The following is a 17,613-nucleotide window of genomic DNA, read 5'->3' on the forward strand; positions in this document are numbered from 1 at the left end:
GGTACTCCGACCACGATTCCGAGAAGGGAAGATTTGGTGAAAAGCGTTCTCTCCGAACGTAAGACGCTTCACCCACCTATTATCGAAGATATCGAGCACCGTGAGTTACCCGAGACCGCCGCGGTGGCGGTACGCGAACTGGCCGCTGAGATCGCTCTCACACTCGCCGCCGAAAGAGCCGGACGCACCCTCGCCGGCCCGGCGCTACGCGCACTCATCGAGGCCCGGGCCGCCGACCTCCCCGCCGAGGTCCGGACCGCCGTCCGCCCACCGGCGACCGCGGCCGGAGCCTGCGTCCTGAGCCGGCTGCCGTCGACCGACGACGAAATCGGCCCCACCCCACCGGATTGGGAGACCGCGGCCGTCTGGAGCGCCGACCCGGATCGCCCCGGCTGTTCCTTCGAATGGGATATCGCCATGCTGCTGCTCGCCGCGGCAGCCGGGGAACCGTTCGGCTGGGCCGGTCAGCAGGACGGCCGGCTGGTCAACAACATCGTGCCGGCCGCCGGGCACGAATTCGAGCAGTCCGGGGCCAGCAGCACCGTTCTGCTCAGCCCGCACACCGAAGACGCGTTCCATCCACAGCGGGCGAATCTGCTGATGCTGGGCTGCCTGCGCAATCCCGACCGGGTGGGCACCACCGTCTCGTCGGTCCGGCGGACCCGCCTGACACCGGCGCAACAGGACGTCCTGTGCGTACCGACGCTGCCGATCCTGCCGGATGTGTCCTACGGATCCGGTTTCGACCGCGCCACTGCCGTTCCCGTCCCCACCCTGTGGAACGCGCCCGGCGAGGAAACCGGCCACGATGCGCTCACCCTGCGGTACGACCCGGCCTACACCCCGCTCGACGCCGCCGATCCGGAGTACCGCGCGGCCTACGCGCGACTGGAAAGCGAGCTCGAAAGAGTCTGCGTCCTGGCCACTCTGCGGCCCGGTGAGCTGCTGCTACTGGACAACGATGTGACCGTCCACGGGCGGGTGCCCTTCGCGGCGCGCTACGACGGCACCGACCGCTGGCTGAAACGAGTGAATATCCGGCTACCCGAACGCCCGCGCCGCGCAGCCGAATCCGGGGAGAATGGATACGGTCAGCAGATCGTCGCACCCTTCGCGCCACCGTCGTCGCACCGGGTGCGAGAAGAGCGGAACGGTGCAGCAGATGATCGAGGATCCGTTGAGCACACGTGACCGAGCGACCCCCCTGCGCGTCCTGAGCCGCAGTGACCTCGCCGATGTACCGGTGGCTCCGGCCGACGTGGTCCGGGCGGTCGAAGAGGCCTATATCGCCCTGGCGGCGGGAGATTCCGACAATCCGCGCAAGCTCAGCGTCGCCAATCCGGACGGCTGGTCGGTCGCCTACGCGATGCTCGGCCGCGACGGGCGGCGCCGGGTGGTCGCCATGAAGAGCTCCTACAAATTCGATCCCGGTCACGACCGCACCACCAAGCGCTACTACACCACCATCACGCTCTACGACGACACCACGGGCGCGCCCATCGCCATGATGGACTGCTCCCGGGTGGGCGCCCTGCGCACTCCGGCGGTATCGGCGCTGCTGGTCCGCGAAACACTGTCCCGTGACGCGGATACCGTGCTGCTCGTCGGCACCGGTACCCAGGGCCGCAACGCGCTGCCGCATCTACTGGCCGCCAATCCGCAGTTGCGCAAACTGATGCTCTACGGCACCCATCCGGAGGGTATCGAGGCGGTACACCGGCAACTCGCCGAGTACGCCCCGCACGCCGTCCTGGATACCGTGGACGATCCGTACGCGGCGGCCCGCGGCGCCGATGTCGTGCTGGCCACCGCCGGTCCGGGCACCGAGGTGGCGATCGAATCCGAACACCTCAAACCCGGGTCGGTGGTGGTGCTGGTGGGCTACGGCCTGGCCCCCTCGACCCTCGGAGACGCCGACCGGGTGGTCGCCACCAGCGCCGAGCAGATGGCGCTGACCGGTACCGATATGGCCGATGAGAACGGTGTACTCCGCCGGGTGGACGCGGAACTCCCACAGATCCTGAGCCGCCGCGCCGACGCCCGCCGCGGCCAGGACGAACGGATCTTCGTCTACAACAGCGGCCTGGTGCTCACCGATATCGCGGTGGCACACGCCCTGGCCGAACGCGCCATCGCCGAGGGGCGCGGTACCGAGGTGGCGCTATGGGACTGACCGGTTCCGACGCCCCCGCCGGAACCGGTACCGAAGCACCGGACGGTTTCGCCGATACCGTGGCCGCCCCGGTGCCCGCCCACCGCGACCCCTGGGAACAGCGAATTCTCGCCGATCCGCAGCTGCTCGGCGATATCGCGTTCGCGGTGGGCGGCCCGTTCCACCTGATGTATCCAGCGCGCGTGGCGGCGAATATCCGCGCATTCCAGGACGTGTTCGCCGGCCACCGGGTAACGGGTGCCGTCTATTACGGCAAGAAATCGAACAAGGCGGCCTGCGTGGCCCGGGCGTGCGCGACCGCGGGCGCCGGAATAGATATCGCGAGTACGGGGGAACTCACCGCCGCCCTGAGCCAGGGCGTCACCGGTCCGGAACTCATGGTCACCGGCCCCGAGAAGTCCCGGGAACTGCACTGGCTGGCCGCCCGGCACGGGTGCCTGATCGCGGTGGACGGTCCCGGTGAACTGGAACGAATCGCCGAACTGGGGATTCCGGCCCGTGTCCTGCTGCGAGCCCTGCCGGCCGCCTCGGCGAGCCGGTTCGGGATGACGGACGGCGAACTCGATCACGCTGTCGCCGCCGCGGCCGGATTTCCCTCGATATCGCTGGAGGGATTCAGTTTTCATCTCTCCGGATACGATGCCGGGCCCCGCGCGGACCTGGCGGCGCGACTTCTGCGGCGCTGCCTCGACGCGCGCGCCCAGGGGCATCCCGCCACCACCGTCTCCATCGGCGGCGGTTTCGGGGTGGATTACGTCGCCGCGGCCGAATGGTCGGATTTCCGTGCGCGGGTCAACCGCCGGTGGTTCCATTCCGGCCGGGCGTTCGAGTCGTACTATCCCTATTCTTTTCCCGAACCGGGTGCGGCGATGCTGGCCGCGATCCTGGACAGCGATGATCTCGCCGGACGGTTGCGGCGCAGCGGAACGACCCTGGCCGTCGAACCGGGCCGCGCGCTGCTGGACCGGGCCGGTAGCACGGTGTTCCGGGTCCAGGGCGCCAAAATCCGCCACGAGCACGGCCGGCCCTACCGGGTCCTGACCGTCGACGGCACCAGCCTCAGCCTCTCGGAGCAGTGGTTCGACAGCGAATACCTGCCCGATCCGGTGCTCTGGCCCGAAGGCCCCGGCACCCCGACACCCACCGTGGTGGGCGCCGCCACCTGTCTCGAATCCGACATGCTCAGCTGGCGCCGGATACCGCTGCCGCGGCCCGCCGCCGACGGCGATCTGCTGGTCTACCCGAATACCGCCGGGTACCAGATGGATTCCAACGAATCGCCCTTTCACGAATTACCTCTCCCACCGAAGGTGGTGCTGTCCGAAACCCCGGACGGCCGGTATCGCTGGGCACTCGATCACACCTGTCGATGAGGCCGCAGCCCCGGCCTCTGCACTGCCCGCTATCGATGCCCAGGAGATCCGCCATGCCCCTCGTCACCCGCGTCACGGACCTGATCGGCCGCACCCCGCTCTTCGAACTGGCGACCACCGAATCCGGCACCCGATTATTACTGAAACTCGAGCAGTTCAATCCGACCGGCGCCGCCAAGATCCGCATGGCACGCGAAATGGTGCTGGACGCCGAACGCCGGGGCCTACTCGGCGCGGACGGGCATATCATCGAATCGACCTCCGGGAATACCGGGCTCGGCCTGGCGGTGGTGGCCGCCGAACGCGGCTATCGATTCACCGCGGTGGTCGATCATCACGCGAGCAAGGACAAATTGCGGGCCATGCGGGCCATGGGGGCCGAACTGGTGTTCGTCGCCGACGCCGGGGACGACACGCTCGCCACCTCCGCCCGCGAAGACCATGCCGAGGCCATGGCGGCCGATGATCCCGACGCGTATTTCACCGAACAGCACAACAACGACGCCAACGCGGTCGGGTACTACGCCGTGGCCGACGAATTGCTCGCCGAAGTGGACCGGGTGGATATCCTGCTGTCCGCGGTCGGTACCGGCGGCTCGCTGTTCGGTACCGCGACCAGGCTGCGCCAGCTGGGTTGCGTCCCGCGCGTGGTCGGAGTGGAACCGGTCGGCTCCATCGCCTTCGGCGGGCCGGGCGGGCCGTACTGGCAGTCGGGTACCGGCACCCCGCCGGGCGCCACCATCGGCACCGCGGTGGATTACGACCTGCTCGACGAGGGTGTCAAGGTCACCGACCGGGACGCGTTCGCGACCTGCCGCGCGATCTCGCGCGAACTCGGCCTGATGCTGGGCGGATCGGCCGGCGGATCGGTGCACGCCGCGCTGACCAGGCTCGAGGAGTTCCCGCCCGGATCGACGGTGGTCACGATCGTCTGTGACGGCGGCGAGAAATACCTCGACACGGTGTTCGACGACGACTGGATGGCGGCGCGGGAACTCCTCGACACGGCGGCCGAACGCGATGTCCATGCCATGCTGAACCGTTATGCTCCCGCGGGCCGCGGAACTCATCCGGTTGGACCCGCGGTTCTGGGCAATACCGATGCGGGAAACCCCCGCGCGGTCCGGACCACCCGGACCGCCGGCCGCCACGACCACGACGAACAGACGGAGGATTCGGACACTATGGTGCGGGCCCGGTGATCAGCACACCCCCCTCGCGAAACCGCCCCGGCAGCGGGCGGCTCGCCGCTCCCGACACCCGGCGGCTCGCCGCCCCCGACACCCGGCGGCTCGCCGCCCTGGCCTCCCCGATCGCCCTCACCCAGCTCGCCCAGGTCGCGGTGTCGACCACCAATATCGCTCTGATGGGCAGCCTGGGGGTGCGCGAGGTGGCGGCCGGTGGGCTGGCGCTGGTGCTGTTCAACCAGATCCGCACCATGTGCGTCGGCCTGATCACCGGCAGCGGTAACCAGATCGCGGGCGCGATCGGCGCCGCGGAGAAACGCGGCACCGATCCCGACCCCGAGGTCCGCGATGTGGTGCGGTCGAGTTTCCTGATCGCCACCGCGGCCGGGCTGCTGGGCGGCGCGATCCTGATCGGCCTGGGCTGGTCGCTGCAGTGGCTCGGCCAGGACGCCGGCGTGATGGCGGATGCCCGGCCGCTGATGGTGGCGCTGGCCCCCGGCCTGCTGCCCTGTCTGTGGTTCCAGGTCCTGCGCCAGTACACGGTCGGTATGCAGCGGCCGCAGGCCCTGCTCCCGGTGACGCTCGGATCCATCGCGGTCAACCTGGTACTCGCGCTGGCCCTCATCCACGGCTGGGCGGGTCTGCCGGCGCTGGGTCTCACCGGTATCGGTGTCGCGACCTCACTGGTGTTCCTGCTGATGTTCGCGGTGTTCTGGATGATGGTCCGCCGCGACGCCGAACTCGGGCGCACCCTGCCGGTGCGGCCGCTGCCGGTACGCAAGCGGACGGTGCTGGCCGAACTGCGGCTGGGGACGCCGATCGCCCTCACCTACGGCTCCGAGGCCGGGATGTTCTCGGTACTCGCGCTGGTGATGGGCGCGCTGGGCCCGGCGGCGCTGGCCGCCCACAATGTGGTGTACCAGGTGATCTACATCGTCTTCCAGGTCGCCATCGGTATCTCGCACGGCGCGTCGGTGCTGGTCAGCCACAGCGTCGCCCGCGACGAGACCGCGCCCGCGCGCGGGCTCGCCTGGCTCTCGCTGCGGTTCGCCGCGGTGATCGCGGCGGTCACCGGTCTGGCCTACGCCTTCGTCCCCGACCTGGTGCTGCGGCCTTTCCTGGATCTCGCCGATACCGAAACCGTCGAGGCCGCGCGAACGCTGCTGCTCATCGGCATCGTGCTGCAATTCTTCGACGCCGCCCAGAACATCGGCACCGGCCTGCTGCGCGGCCTGCAGGCCACCGGCGCGGGTTTCCGGTTGTCGCTGGTGGGCTACTGGATGGTGGGACTGCCCACCGCGGTGCTGCTCGCGTTCCCCGCCGGCCTGGGCGCCGCGGGGGTGTGGTGGGGGCTCACCGCCGGGCTGGCGGCCACCGCCGTCCTGATGCTGCGCAAGTACTTCAGCCTGCTGGACCGGCACGACGCCACCGTGACTCCCCGCGCCCGCGAGACCGTAAGTTAGGATTGCCTCTCCAAACTTTTCACAGAAGGAGTGGGCACGTGCGGGTTGTCGTCCTGTTCGGATCGGAAATGGGCACGGCGGAGGACGTGGCGGACGGGATCGCCGACGAGTTGTCCGGCCATGAGGTCGAGGTCGTCGATATGTCCGAGTTCGCTGTCGACGATCTCGACCCGGCGACCTTCCACATCGTGGTGTGCTCCACGTATGGCGAAGGCGATCTCCCCACCGGCGCCGAACCCTTCTTCGAGGCACTCGACGCCCGCCGCCCCGATCTGACCGGCCTGCGGTTCGCGGTATTCGGACTGGGCGATTCGGTGTACGACACCACCTTCAACCGCGGCGGGGAGATCGCCGCCGCGAAACTCACCGCCCGCGGCGCCGTGCAGGTCGGCGAGCACGGCCGCCACGACGCCTCGGGCGAGATCAAACCCACTGCGCTGGGCCGCGAATGGGCACGCGCCCTCCCGCTCGGCACCGGAATCCTCACTCCCACTTGATCTACCGCTTCGCACCCCGTGGCCGCATGCGGCGGGCGGGATGTCAGGGCCCCACCCTCGAGCGGCGGAGCCGCTCCATGTACCCAGCGGTACTTCCCCCGCGCGTGTCGGCGCCGACCTCTAGAATGATGGCGTCGCGGCATTTCCTCCGCCGCGACGACGTCGATCCAGGAGGGGACGATATGGCCGCCGGAATCAGTTCCACGGAAAACCCAGCGACCGACCATCCGGAGCTGGATGCGCTGCCGGAGTGGCCGCAGGAGACCATCGCCGTCCTGGTTACCACCGATCCGGCGCCCCATGCGATTCCGGTGTCGTGGCCGGTGCGCGCGGGCGATCGCCGCATTCTGCTGAGCCTCAAATTCGATCGCGGGTCGCTGGCCCGGCTGCGGGAGCGGCCGCAGGTCGCCCTGCTGATCCTCGGCGGCGGCAATGTGGCATTGTGTGCGCGGGGCGCGGCCAAGGTCATCGCCGAGGAGATGCCCGGCGCCGACGACTATGTGGCGGTCCGGCTCGATATCGACACCATCGACGACCACCGGCAGTCGGCCTTCATGGTCGCCCAGGGCATTCAGCGCACCGTCCTGGACGACAGCGAATTGCACGCCCTGGAGCACCGGGTCGCGACGCTGAAAACCTGGGCGGAGAACGAAGAGAAGAACTGACGCCGGACGCTGCCGGGCGGGGACCGGCGCGAGGCGTCACGGGAAGGAGATCATGAGCGTCAATCTGGCCAAGGGCGGCAATGTCTCGCTGTCCAAACAAGCCCCCAACCTGACCAGGGTCGCCGTCGGACTCGGCTGGGATGTGCGCACCACCACGGGCGCCGACCACGACCTCGACGCCAGCGCCCTGGCCACCGGGCCGGATCTGAAGGTCCTCTCCGATCAGCACTTCGTGTTCTACAACAATCTCCGCTCCCCCGACGGCTCGATCGAGCACACCGGCGACAATCTCACCGGCGCCGGCGACGGCGACGACGAAGTGATCAATGTCGATCTGGCGAATGCGCCGGAGTCGATCACCAATATCTTCTTCCCGGTCTCCATCCACGACGCCGACCAGCGCGGACAGTCGTTCGGCCAGATCCGCAACGCCTATATCCGCGTCGTCGATCTGGGTACCGGCGCGGAACTCGCCCGCTACGACCTCTCCGAGGACGCCTCCTCGGAGACGGCGATGGTGTTCGGCGAACTGTACCGCCGGCAGGGCGAATGGAAGTTCCGCGCCATCGGCCAGGGCTACGCGTCGGGGCTGGCGGGGATCGCCCGCGACTACGGCGTGAACGTCTGACGCGCGCGTAAACGTCCGGCGCTCAGCCGGTATCGGCGCAGAGCTGGGAAACCAAGGTTGTGCGGGCCCACTCTTCCCATTTCTCCGGTGACCAGTCGCGCTCACCGACGAAGACCAGATAGAGCTGCGGGCTGAGCACGCCGAACAGTAGGTCCGCCGCCTCCTCGGCGGAAAGGCCCGGTCGGACACCGGACTTGCCGACCAGGGCCGCGGCCGCCGCGTACTGCACGGTGTAGCGCGGGTCGGGACCGTCGGGCCATTGCGCGGCGATCTCCGGATCGGTGGCCGAGGCGGCCGCGATGAGCGGCATGATCGGGGCGACCCGGCCCAGGATTTCGCGGGTGCCGTGTACGTGCGCCCGCAACTGCCCGGCCGCCGTGCCCTCGGCGCACGCGGCCCGGAACCATTCACGATCCATCGTGGCGACCGGTTCGGCATCCCCCGCGATGGATGTATCGACGACGTCCTTGAACAGGGTCCGCTTGTTGTGGAAGACGAAGTAGACCGTCTGCACGGCCACACCGGCCCGGTCTGCCACTTCCTGCAGACTCGTCGCCCCGTACCCCTGCGCGACGAACAATTCGCGCGCCGCGTCGACGATCTTGCGGCGGGTGCGGCGTGCGCGCTCACCGCGTTTGTCCGGCCGCTTGACTGCATCCATACCGCAAGTGTATCTCTAGAAATCATCACTAGAGTTGAACTCTAATTTGTGGAGGATCGATGAACCAGCCCGAGACGACCCCGAGGCCCGGTCCGGCCCCGACCGCGACCGAGCAACACCGCGAAGAGGAAGCCGTCCATCGCGCGCTGGCGGACTTCTACCGCGCCGGCAGGGCGCCATGGGATACCGGCGTCACGCCGCCGGAACTGATCGCCCTGATAGAGGGCGCGGACCCGGTGACGCCCGGCCGCGCCCTCGAACTCGGCTGCGGCACCGGGACGAACGCGATCTATCTGGCCCGGCACGGCTGGGAGGTCACGGCCGTCGACCTGATCGACAGTGCCGTCGACGAGGCCAGAGCGAAGGCCGCGGCCGCGGAGGTGACGGTACGACTCCTATCGGGAGACGCCACCCGGCTCGACGAACTCGACGCGCCCGGCCCCTTCGAGCTGTTCTTCGATCTGAGCTGTTACTGCGGGATACCACTGCACCGCCGGAGCGCGTATGCCACCGGACTCACCGAGCGCGCCGCTCCGGGAGCTCGGTTGCTGATGTTCGGGTACGGCCCCGAACCGGCCGGCGATTCGAGGTCCCCGCTCGAATCGTGGGCGGCGGGCGTCACCGCCGAGGAACTCCGCGACGGGTTCCCCGACTGGGAACTGCTCGACGTCACACCGGGTACGAACTCGGTGCCGACCTCTTGGTTCACTTTGCGCCGCAGGGCCTGACGATCCCGGCGGCGACGGCGTGAACGGCCGAGACGTATCAGGCGGTGGCCGCCACCGGAGCCGGACGGGCCTCGACTCCGCGGACCAGCCAGAAGTAGAGCGGCGGCAGCACCAGCTCGAGAACGGTCAGACCGATGACGAACGGGTGCGGCCAGCCGTGCGCGGCCACCGAGAAGAAACGGGACAGACCACCCACGAACATGATCCCGGCCAGCCACCGGACCGCGTTACCGTGGATCGGCGACTGTCGCACGGCCCATATCCAGGCGAGTCCGTAACCGGCGAATATCGCACCGAAGAAGCGGTTCTGGTTATCGTCGGTCGCGGTGAGGGCCCCGGTATCCGGGACCGCGTCCGGGCCGATGACGATATGCGCGATCCCGATCAGGGTGCAGATCACGCCCATCATCCAGCACAGCGATCGCAGTGTCTTTTCCATTGCGCACTCCCCATCGAAGCCCCTGCGCGCCCCACGAACCCGCGACGCAGAGTTAGTTGACGTGTGTCTACTAAGACCTTAAGGCCGCTGGTAGACACACGTCAACTAACCTGGGCGAAATGAGCACCCGCCGTCGACTCGCCCCGGAAGAGCGCCGTGAACTACTGGTCGGCGCCGGTGAGCGCCTGTTCGCCGAGCGGGCCTACGACGACGTCCTGATGGAGGATGTGGCGGCCGCGGCCGGAGTCTCACGAGCCCTGCTGTACCGCCACTTCCCCAACAAGCGCGAGCTTTTCGCCGAGATCTACCGCCGCGCGACCGCCCGGCTCCTCGACGACACCGTCCTGGACTCGCGGCGGCCGCTGGCCGACCAGCTGGCCGCCGCCCTGGACATCCATTTCGACTATTTCGAGGCCAACGCCCATTCGGTGATCGCCGCCAACCGGCAGCTCGCCGGCGATCCCACTGTGCAGGCCATCATCTGGGGCGAACTCGGCGAGCTGCGACACCGCATGGTGACCGTCACCGGACTCACCGGCCGTCACCGCGATACGGCGTCCGCGGTGATCATGAGCTGGCTGACCTTCGTCCGGGTGCTCACGGTCGACTGGCTCGAGCAACGCTCCTGCACTCGCGACCAGCTCCGCGATATCTGCCTCGGCGCCCTCGGCGGAGCGCTGGGACCGATCCTCGCCCCGGACGCGCCCTGAGAATCAGACGCCGAACGCCGAACCGTGGTCGGCCAGGAACCGGGCCAGCGTACGAGGCGGACGGCCGGTGATCTCCTGGACCGTCGGATGGATTCGCGCCCAGGCCGGCCCCATCGCGGCCTGCATGGCGGGCAGGTCGGTGGCGTAGGGCTCCGGGACACCCTCGCCGGCCAGCCGCGCGGCCAGCTCCGCGACCGGCAGATCCACATAGCGGATCTCGCGACCGAGCACGGTCGTCATCACGGCGGCGATCTCGTCGTGGGTGGGCGATTCGGGCCCGGTCAGGATGTAGTCGCGGGATTCACCGACCGGCGCGGTCAGGAGCGCGGCCGCCACATCGGCGATATCCCTGGCGTCGATGTAGTTGATCGCCTGCGCGCCGTAGGAGCCGTGAAAACGGTCGTGCCGCAGTTCCGTGAGGAAGTTCTGCATGAAACCCGTGGGCTGCAGAATCGCATACGGCACACCCGAGGCCCGGAGATGTTCGTCGACTTCGCCGTGGATACCGCCGGCCAGCCTGCCGCCCGGTTCGGCGCCGAGCACCGATACCGACACGATCTGCGCCACACCCGCGGCCCGGGCCCGGTCGATGACCTCGGTGAATGTCTCGACGAAGCGCGGAAACGGCAGGGCGTTGAGGAACAACCGGTCGCCGGGCGCCAGCGTCGCGACGACCGATTCCGGTTCGTTGAAATCGCCGGATACGGTCTCGACGCCCAGTTCGACCGGCCGACGCACCACCGCGCGCACCTCCGGGCCGGTGCCCCGGCCTCGCAATCGCTCGATCAGCGCCCCGCCGATCGTTCCGGTACCACCCGTGACCACGATCATGATCTCTCCCTGCAACGAACAGAAGCGGAACCGGAACGACCGATTCCTCTTAATCCGGACGCTACACTAAGCGGAATTCACTCGTCCAGTTCTGGAGGAACCATGCGCGCGGACGCCAGGCGCAACCTGGACAAGATCGTCGCCGCGGCCGCCGATGTCGTGGCCGAATACGGCGTCCACGCTCCGATGAAGGCCGTCGCCGACCGGGCCGGCGTCGGAGTCGGCACCCTCTACCGCCGTTTCCCCGACCGCGACGCCCTGATCTCGGCCGTCGGCCTGCACTACCTGACGTCGATCGCCGAGGCCCTGTCCCGTATCGCCGACGAGAACACCGACGCCTGGGCGGCCATCCGGCAGTTCGTCATGTGGGTGGCCGAATCAGGCCGGGGCGCACTGGCCGCCGCGCTGGCCGAACTACCCGAGGACGCGTTCACCGCCAACACCGAGTTCGCCGAAGAAAGATTCCGCTGGGTACAACGCCTCGATGAGCTGGTCCGGCGGGCGCGGTCGGACGGCGCCATCCGGCCGGATGTGCGCGCCGACGATATCGTGTATCTGCTCAACGTCTTCACCTGCCATCCCGGCGCGCTGCCGGGGCCCGCCGCCGCCCGGCCCACGAAGTACCTGCACTACCTACTCGACGGTATGCAGGCGAGCGCGGCGACCCCGCTCCCGCAACAGGAATCCGGCGCCCGCTCGTAATCGGCGGTCAGGTGGCGTCGGTCCAGTATTCGAGCCAGTCCGCGGGCGCGAGCGGAAGCCGGGCGCCGCGGGCCTGTTCGGCGCGGTCCTCGGCCCGGCGGATGGCGGCGGCGAAGGCCAGAGTCGCTTTGCGCAGCAGCTCTTCCGCGCTCTCCGGGCCGCCCAGGTGGATCACCCGGAGCGCCTGCGGGATCAGTTCCGCGGGCAGCCCGGCGCGCGCGCTACGGGAGCGCACCTTCTCGGCCAGCGCCAGGGCGGGCTGCGCCATGGCGATACCGTCGAGGCAGGAACGCCGCGTCTTCTCGGCGGATTTCCGTTCTTCCCAGGCCTTTTCCTGTGCCGCGACCTTCTCCTCCACGGTGGCCGCCGCCCCGGCCCCGGACTCCCGCGGGCCGGCCACCAGATGCGGGCTGCGGTGCACCAGTTTGGTCACCAGCGTGGCCGCCACATCGTCGACGGTGAATTCCCCGGCCGCCTCGGCGATCCGGGAGTGGAACAGCACCTGCAGCAGCAGATCGCCCAGTTCCTCCCGGATGGTCTCGGCGTCCTCCTGCTGAATCGCGTCGAGCAGTTCGTAGGTCTCCTCGAGCAGATACGGGCGCAGCGAATCGTGGGTCTGGGTGACCTCCCAGCCGCCGAACCGCCACAGCCGATCCATCACCTCGACGGCCTCGGCCAGACCCGCCGCCACCGTCGCGGTCTCCCGGTCGAGGACACCGGGTTCCGGGCCGACGGGTTCGGGCCGCGCGTCGGCCCGGCCGGAGGATCGGTGCTCGGCGGTCATCGGGCCGGGGAGACCTCGGTCGCGACGGTGAGATCCACCGCACCGGCGGCCTTACCGTCGAGAGCGAGCAGCAGGTCGGCCAGGTATTGCAGCAGGGCCACATCGCGGAGCCGGTCGGCGCCGACGCTGTCGCGCACCCGCGGCAGCGGCAACTGCACCACCCCGCTCGCGGCCCGGTAGTTCGCGCTGGGGTAGATCCGCTTGAGCCGCAGCTGTTTCGAATCGGGCAGCGACATCGGCGAGACCTTCACCGTGGTGCCGGTGACCGCGATCTCGGTGACGCCGTACTCGCGCGCCAGCAGCCGTAGCCGCGCGACCGATACCAGCCGGCCGACCTCCACCGGCAGCGGGCCGTAGCGGTCGACCAGTTCTTCCACCACCCCCGCCAGGGCCGGATCATCATGGGCGGCGGCGAGTTTGCGGTACGCCTCCAGCCGCAGCCGGTCGCTGGCGATGTAGTCGGGTGGGATATGCGCGTCCACCGGAAGGTCGATGCGGACCTCTTTGGTCTCCTCGGTGGTGATCGGTTTCCCGTCGGCGGCCGCCCGGTACGCCTCCACCGCCTCGCCGACCAACCGCACGTACAGGTCGAACCCCACCCCGGCCACGTGCCCGGACTGTTCGGCGCCGAGCACATTGCCCGCGCCGCGGATCTCCAGATCCTTCATGGCCACCGCCATACCGGCGCCGAGATCGGAGTTCTGGGCGATGGTGGCGAGCCGGTCGTAGGCCGTTTCGGTGAGCGGTTTCTCCGCGGGATACAGGAAATACGCGTATCCGCGCTCGCGGCTGCGCCCGACCCGCCCCCGCAGCTGATGCAGCTGCGACAGCCCGAGCGTATCGGCCCGTTCCACGATCAGGGTGTTGGCGTTGGAGATGTCGAGCCCGGTCTCGATGATGGTGGTACACACCAGCACGTCGTATTCGCGCTGCCAGAACCCCTGCACCGTGCGCTCGAGGGTGTCCTCGTTCATCTGCCCGTGCGCGACCACCACCCGCGCCTCCGGCACCAGATCCCGGATCCGCTTGGCCGCCTTCTCGATCGAGGACACCCGGTTGTGCACGTAGAACACCTGGCCGTCGCGCAGCAGTTCCCGGCGGATCGCCGCGGTGACCTGTTTGTCGTTGTAGCCGCCGACATAGGTCAGCACCGGATGCCGTTCCTCGGGCGGCGTGAGGATCGTCGACATCTCCCGGATCCCCGCCAGGCTCATCTCGAGCGTGCGCGGGATCGGGGTCGCCGACATGGTCAGGACGTCCACATGGGTGCGCAGGGCCTTGATGTGTTCCTTGTGCTCGACCCCGAAACGCTGTTCCTCGTCCACGATCACCAGGCCGAGGTTCTTCCAGCGCACCCCGGTCTGCAGCAGGCGGTGGGTGCCGACCACGATATCGACCTCCCCCTCGGCCATCCCGGTGAGCACCTCGCGCGATTCGGCGGGATCGGTGAACCGCGACAGTCCGCGCACGGTCACCGGGAATCCGGCGATCCGCTCAGTGAAGGTCTGCAGATGCTGCTGCGCCAGCAGGGTCGTGGGCACCAGGACCACCACCTGCTTACCGTCCTGCACCGCCTTGAACGCCGCCCGCACCGCGATCTCGGTTTTCCCGTAGCCGACGTCGCCGCACACCACGCGGTCCATCGGCACGGCCTTCTCCATATCCGATTTCACATCGGAGATGGCGGTCAGCTGATCGACGGTCTCGGTGAACGCGAACGCGTCCTCCATCTCCCGCTGCCACGGGGTGTCCGGGCCGAACGCGTGCCCCGGCGCGGCCTGGCGCGCGGCATACAACTGCACCAGTTCGCCCGCGATCTCCCGGACCGCCTTACGCGCCTTGCGTTTGGTGTTCGCCCAGTCCGCGCCGCCCAGCTTCGACAGGCTGGGCATCTCCCCGCCCACATACCGCGACAGCTGGTCCAGCGACTCCATCGGTACGAACAACCGGTCACCGGGCTGGCCGCGTTTACCGGGCGCGTACTCGATGACCAGGTATTCCCGGCGCGCCCCGCCGACCGTGCGCTCGATCATCTCCACGAACCGGCCGATCCCGTGCTGATCGTGGACCACCATGTCCCCGGCGTTCAGCGCCAGCGGATCGACCTGGTTACGGCGCTTCGCGGGCAGCCGCTTCCCGTCCCCCGGCGCGGTGACCCGGTTACCGGTGAGATCGGATTCGGCGACCACCACCAGACCGGCGTCACCGAAGATCACCCCGTCGTGTAGCGATCCGCACAGCACGCCCACCACTCCGGGCTCGGGTTCCGCCCCCGCGGCCAGTTGCGCCGCCGGCACCTCCGCCTCACCGAGCCGTTCCAGCGTGCGCTGCGCGGTACCGTGCCCCGCCAGCACCACCACCGCCCGGCCGCCGGTCAGCACATGCGCCCGCAACGACGCGAAAATGGTCGCCACCAGCTCATCGGACCCACGAGCCGTCGGCCCGGTCTGCACCGGCAATTCGATTTCGGCGGGATCGCCCGACGCGAGCGGGCTCAACGTCCACCAGGGCAGCTCACGCTCGTCGGCGCTGTCCCGGATCTCCGCGAGCGGCCGATACGCCGAGGCGGCCAGGTCCAGCCCGTGCGCGCCCAGCGGCGCGTCACCACCGAAGGACGCCGCCGTCCACGACGCCTCCAGGAACTCCTCCCCGGTACGCATCAGATCGGCGGCACGGGTGCGGACCTTCTCCGGATCGCACACCAGCAGATGGGTGCCGCCCGGCAGCTGTTCGGTGAGCAACCGCAGCTCACCGGGCTGCAGCACCGGCAACAGCGCTTCCATCCCCTCTACCGGGATGCCCTCGCCCAGTTTGTCCAGCATTTCCACCAGCGCCGCGTCCGCCGGATTGGCCGCCGCCACCGCCGCGGCCCGCTCCCGCACCGCGGCGGTGAGCAGCAACTCCCGGCACGGCGGCGCCACCACCGCGGACAGCGAGGTCTCCCCCAGCGATCGCTGATCGGCCACCGAGAACGGCCGCAATTCGGTGATCTCGTCGCCCCAGAACTCCGCCCGGACCGGGTGGTCGGCGGTCGGCGGGAACAGATCCAGGATGCCGCCGCGCACCGCGAACTCACCGCGTTTACCGACCATGTCCACCCGCGTGTACGCGAATTCGACCAGCCGCGACACCAATTCGTCGAAATCGGCCTCCCCGCCGATCCGCAACACGATCGGTTCGATATCGCCCAGTCCACTCGCCATCGGCTGCATGAGCGACCGCACGGTCGTCACCACGACCCGCAACGGCTCCGCGAAAACCGGGTCCTCCGGATGCGCCAGCCGCCGCAGCACCTCGAGCCGGCGCCCCACCGTGTCCGCCCCCGGCGACAGCCGCTCGTGCGGCAGCGTCTCCCACGAGGGGAACTGGGCCACCGCGGCCCCCAGCATCTCGGTGAGTTCCAGCGTCAGATCATCGGCTTCCCGCCCGGTCGCCGTCACCAGCACCACCGGCCGCTCGCCGGCCACGGTCGCCGCCACGAACGACCGCACCGCCGTCGGCGCCACCAACTCCACCGGCGACTGCCCGAGCATCCCCGAAACGGTCCGCAACGCGGCATCGGCACCGGCCACCGCGGCCAATCCCGCCAATGGTGGACGAGGGGCAGACATGTTCTCTCCTGAATGCGAAACGAAACAGTTCTTTCCCGGCCGACAGGAGTTTATCGGCGCACCCTCGAGCGGGAACCGCCGGTCCGGTCGCAGCAAGACCGAGACCCCCCGGCCCACCGTCCAGCGAGGAGAGAAAAGTCGCGGCCCTGATGACGAACCCCGCCTCTACCCACCCAAACCCTCCGAACACATACCCCATACCGACCATCGCATGAATCCGAACGGACCACACCACCGCCCGAACCCCACCCTCACCCCGCCTTCAACGCCCCCGCGGAACGGGTTCGGCCCGCGTCTGCTGTCGGCCCTCGAAGCGCATGCGGCGCAGCCGCGAGTCTCGAGGGCCGACAGCAGACGCAAAAGAGGGCCGAACCTCGAGCAGCGGAGCTGCTCCAAAATTACGGCACGTACCTGCGGAGACGGCGGGCCGCGAACTCCCGGAAGTAGGACACCTTGTCATCCGGGACGATCGAGGGAAGCAGGAAGTACCAGGCCCGCTCCATCCGCGAGGCCATCTGATCGATCGACTCCGTCCCCACCGCCACGATATGGATCCCGGTGGTCAGCCCATAGAGCAGCAACCCGATGGAGTCCGGGTCCAGATCGGGTTCCAGGTCCCCCTGCGCGATCGCCTTCTCGGCCAGGTGGCGGTAGGTCTCGCCCCAGTTCTTGGCGATGTTGTCGCCGTTGGCGCCGCGGTAGTCGCCGATCTGGTGGGTGAGTTTGAGCATCGCACCGACCATGGGGTCGTTCATGGACAGATCGGCGACCACGTAGGTGATACCGATCGCGGCTTCCAGCGCCGGCACCCGGGAGTCGAAGAATCCTTTGCAGGAGGCGGTCAGCCGCTCGTTGCCCTGATCCACCACCGCTCGCGCGAGTTCTTCCTTGGACCCGAAGTGAAAGTACAAGGCGCCCTTGGTCACGTTGGACTGCGCGATGATCTCGCTGAGGCTCGCATTGGCGTAACCCAAGCGCAGAAAGACATCGGCAGCGCCCGCCAGGACGGAATCGCGGGTGATCTCCGCGCGCGCTTGCCTAGCCATCAGACCCGCCTGTCATCCCAATAACCAGCCATCCTGAAGTAGACCGACATTGTCGAAGTAGACCGACTCACCGCCCGAACAGCACCCAAAGGATGGGTGAACCGTACCATCCGTG

General features: G+C 68.8%; 17 protein-coding genes. 11 read left to right on the top strand and 6 right to left on the bottom strand.

Features of this window, described 5'->3' with window-relative positions; all coding sequences use genetic code 11:
• The first annotated feature begins 36 nt into the window (after positions 1–36).
• From ACZ6SF_RS15955 to ACZ6SF_RS15990, 8 genes are all read left to right on the top strand, one after another.
• A complete protein-coding gene (locus ACZ6SF_RS15955) occupies positions 37–1,191 on the top strand; it encodes a TauD/TfdA family dioxygenase (RefSeq protein WP_466062841.1) in 1,155 nt (384 codons plus the stop codon).
• Complete coding sequence (locus ACZ6SF_RS15960; protein ID WP_466063009.1) at positions 1,163–2,173, top strand: ornithine cyclodeaminase family protein; 1,011 nt, start codon at positions 1,163–1,165, stop codon at positions 2,171–2,173. Before ACZ6SF_RS15955 ends, ACZ6SF_RS15960 begins: the two co-directional genes overlap by 29 nt.
• A complete protein-coding gene (locus ACZ6SF_RS15965; RefSeq protein ID WP_466062842.1) occupies positions 2,164–3,546 on the top strand; it encodes an alanine racemase in 1,383 nt (460 codons plus the stop codon). The genes ACZ6SF_RS15960 and ACZ6SF_RS15965 overlap by 10 nt, the downstream gene beginning before the upstream one ends.
• 53 nt (positions 3,547–3,599) lie before the next feature.
• Positions 3,600–4,748 (top strand): PLP-dependent cysteine synthase family protein, encoded by a 1,149-nt coding sequence (locus ACZ6SF_RS15970; protein WP_466062843.1) that lies wholly within the window; start codon positions 3,600–3,602, stop codon positions 4,746–4,748.
• Positions 4,749–4,846: 98 nt separating this feature from the next.
• Positions 4,847–6,196 (top strand): MATE family efflux transporter, encoded by a 1,350-nt coding sequence (locus ACZ6SF_RS15975; RefSeq protein ID WP_466063010.1) that lies wholly within the window; start codon positions 4,847–4,849, stop codon positions 6,194–6,196.
• 38 nt (positions 6,197–6,234) lie between these two features.
• Positions 6,235–6,693, top strand: a complete 459-nt coding sequence (locus ACZ6SF_RS15980) for a flavodoxin domain-containing protein (RefSeq protein ID WP_466062844.1) — start codon at positions 6,235–6,237, stop codon at positions 6,691–6,693.
• A gap of 182 nt (positions 6,694–6,875) precedes the next feature.
• Positions 6,876–7,358: a hypothetical protein gene (locus tag ACZ6SF_RS15985; RefSeq protein WP_466062845.1), complete on the top strand. Its 483-nt coding sequence runs from the start codon at positions 6,876–6,878 to the stop codon at positions 7,356–7,358.
• A 52-nt stretch (positions 7,359–7,410) separates the two neighbouring features.
• Positions 7,411–7,986: a TerD family protein gene (locus ACZ6SF_RS15990; protein WP_466062846.1), complete on the top strand. Its 576-nt coding sequence runs from the start codon at positions 7,411–7,413 to the stop codon at positions 7,984–7,986.
• A gap of 22 nt (positions 7,987–8,008) precedes the next feature.
• On the opposite strand, the gene ACZ6SF_RS15995 is transcribed toward ACZ6SF_RS15990, so the two are convergent.
• Positions 8,009–8,647: a TetR/AcrR family transcriptional regulator gene (locus ACZ6SF_RS15995; protein WP_466062847.1), complete on the bottom strand. Its 639-nt coding sequence runs from the start codon at positions 8,645–8,647 to the stop codon at positions 8,009–8,011.
• A gap of 59 nt (positions 8,648–8,706) precedes the next feature.
• Between ACZ6SF_RS15995 and ACZ6SF_RS16000 the strand changes: the two genes are divergently transcribed.
• On the top strand, positions 8,707–9,375 hold the full coding sequence (locus ACZ6SF_RS16000; protein WP_466062848.1) for a class I SAM-dependent methyltransferase: 669 nt from the start codon (positions 8,707–8,709) through the stop codon (positions 9,373–9,375).
• A gap of 37 nt (positions 9,376–9,412) precedes the next feature.
• On the opposite strand, the gene ACZ6SF_RS16005 is transcribed toward ACZ6SF_RS16000, so the two are convergent.
• A complete protein-coding gene (locus tag ACZ6SF_RS16005) occupies positions 9,413–9,814 on the bottom strand; it encodes a DUF4345 domain-containing protein (RefSeq protein WP_466062849.1) in 402 nt (133 codons plus the stop codon).
• A 119-nt stretch (positions 9,815–9,933) separates the two neighbouring features.
• Between ACZ6SF_RS16005 and ACZ6SF_RS16010 the strand changes: the two genes are divergently transcribed.
• Entirely contained in the window at positions 9,934–10,524 is a 591-nt protein-coding gene (locus ACZ6SF_RS16010) for a TetR/AcrR family transcriptional regulator (protein WP_466062850.1), read from the top strand.
• A 3-nt stretch (positions 10,525–10,527) separates the two neighbouring features.
• Here the strand turns inward: ACZ6SF_RS16010 and ACZ6SF_RS16015 are convergent, their stop codons facing one another.
• Entirely contained in the window at positions 10,528–11,355 is an 828-nt protein-coding gene (locus ACZ6SF_RS16015; RefSeq protein ID WP_466062851.1) for an NmrA family NAD(P)-binding protein, read from the bottom strand.
• A gap of 102 nt (positions 11,356–11,457) precedes the next feature.
• On the opposite strand from ACZ6SF_RS16015, the gene ACZ6SF_RS16020 reads away from it, so the two are divergent.
• Entirely contained in the window at positions 11,458–12,057 is a 600-nt protein-coding gene (locus tag ACZ6SF_RS16020; RefSeq protein WP_466062852.1) for a TetR/AcrR family transcriptional regulator, read from the top strand.
• A 7-nt stretch (positions 12,058–12,064) separates the two neighbouring features.
• Here ACZ6SF_RS16020 and ACZ6SF_RS16025 read toward each other — a convergent pair whose 3' ends face one another.
• The 3 genes from ACZ6SF_RS16025 to ACZ6SF_RS16035 form a co-directional block, all read right to left on the bottom strand.
• Positions 12,065–12,715 (bottom strand): nucleoside triphosphate pyrophosphohydrolase, encoded by a 651-nt coding sequence (locus tag ACZ6SF_RS16025; protein ID WP_466063011.1) that lies wholly within the window; start codon positions 12,713–12,715, stop codon positions 12,065–12,067.
• Between the two features lie 122 nt (positions 12,716–12,837).
• Positions 12,838–16,452 carry a transcription-repair coupling factor gene (gene mfd, locus ACZ6SF_RS16030; protein WP_466062853.1) on the bottom strand — a complete coding sequence of 1,205 codons (3,615 nt, stop codon included), beginning with the start codon at positions 16,450–16,452 and terminating at the stop codon, positions 12,838–12,840.
• Between the two features lie 398 nt (positions 16,453–16,850).
• Complete coding sequence (locus tag ACZ6SF_RS16035; protein ID WP_466062854.1) at positions 16,851–17,498, bottom strand: ScbR family autoregulator-binding transcription factor; 648 nt, start codon at positions 17,496–17,498, stop codon at positions 16,851–16,853.
• Positions 17,499–17,613 lie beyond the last annotated feature (115 nt).

It is taken from the genome of Nocardia sp. NPDC049935, assembly GCF_055586645.1.

Bases quoted from the DNA above. Each gene is read 5' to 3' on its own strand.
- ACZ6SF_RS16020 (WP_466062852.1), top strand. From the start codon at position 11,458: ATGCGCGCGGACGCCAGGCGCAACCTGGACAAGATCGTCGCCGCGGCC.
- ACZ6SF_RS16035 (WP_466062854.1), bottom strand. From the start codon at position 17,498: ATGGCTAGGCAAGCGCGCGCGGAGATCACCCGCGATTCCGTCCTGGCG.
- ACZ6SF_RS16000 (WP_466062848.1), top strand. From the start codon at position 8,707: ATGAACCAGCCCGAGACGACCCCGAGGCCCGGTCCGGCCCCGACCGCG.
- ACZ6SF_RS15965 (WP_466062842.1), top strand. From the start codon at position 2,164: ATGGGACTGACCGGTTCCGACGCCCCCGCCGGAACCGGTACCGAAGCA.
- ACZ6SF_RS16015 (WP_466062851.1), bottom strand. From the start codon at position 11,355: ATGATCGTGGTCACGGGTGGTACCGGAACGATCGGCGGGGCGCTGATC.
- ACZ6SF_RS16025 (WP_466063011.1), bottom strand. From the start codon at position 12,715: ATGGATCGGCTGTGGCGGTTCGGCGGCTGGGAGGTCACCCAGACCCAC.
- ACZ6SF_RS16005 (WP_466062849.1), bottom strand. From the start codon at position 9,814: ATGGAAAAGACACTGCGATCGCTGTGCTGGATGATGGGCGTGATCTGC.
- ACZ6SF_RS16010 (WP_466062850.1), top strand. From the start codon at position 9,934: ATGAGCACCCGCCGTCGACTCGCCCCGGAAGAGCGCCGTGAACTACTG.
- ACZ6SF_RS15990 (WP_466062846.1), top strand. From the start codon at position 7,411: ATGAGCGTCAATCTGGCCAAGGGCGGCAATGTCTCGCTGTCCAAACAA.
- mfd (WP_466062853.1), bottom strand. From the start codon at position 16,452: ATGTCTGCCCCTCGTCCACCATTGGCGGGATTGGCCGCGGTGGCCGGT.
- ACZ6SF_RS15960 (WP_466063009.1), top strand. From the start codon at position 1,163: ATGATCGAGGATCCGTTGAGCACACGTGACCGAGCGACCCCCCTGCGC.
- ACZ6SF_RS15985 (WP_466062845.1), top strand. From the start codon at position 6,876: ATGGCCGCCGGAATCAGTTCCACGGAAAACCCAGCGACCGACCATCCG.
- ACZ6SF_RS15970 (WP_466062843.1), top strand. From the start codon at position 3,600: ATGCCCCTCGTCACCCGCGTCACGGACCTGATCGGCCGCACCCCGCTC.
- ACZ6SF_RS15995 (WP_466062847.1), bottom strand. From the start codon at position 8,647: ATGGATGCAGTCAAGCGGCCGGACAAACGCGGTGAGCGCGCACGCCGC.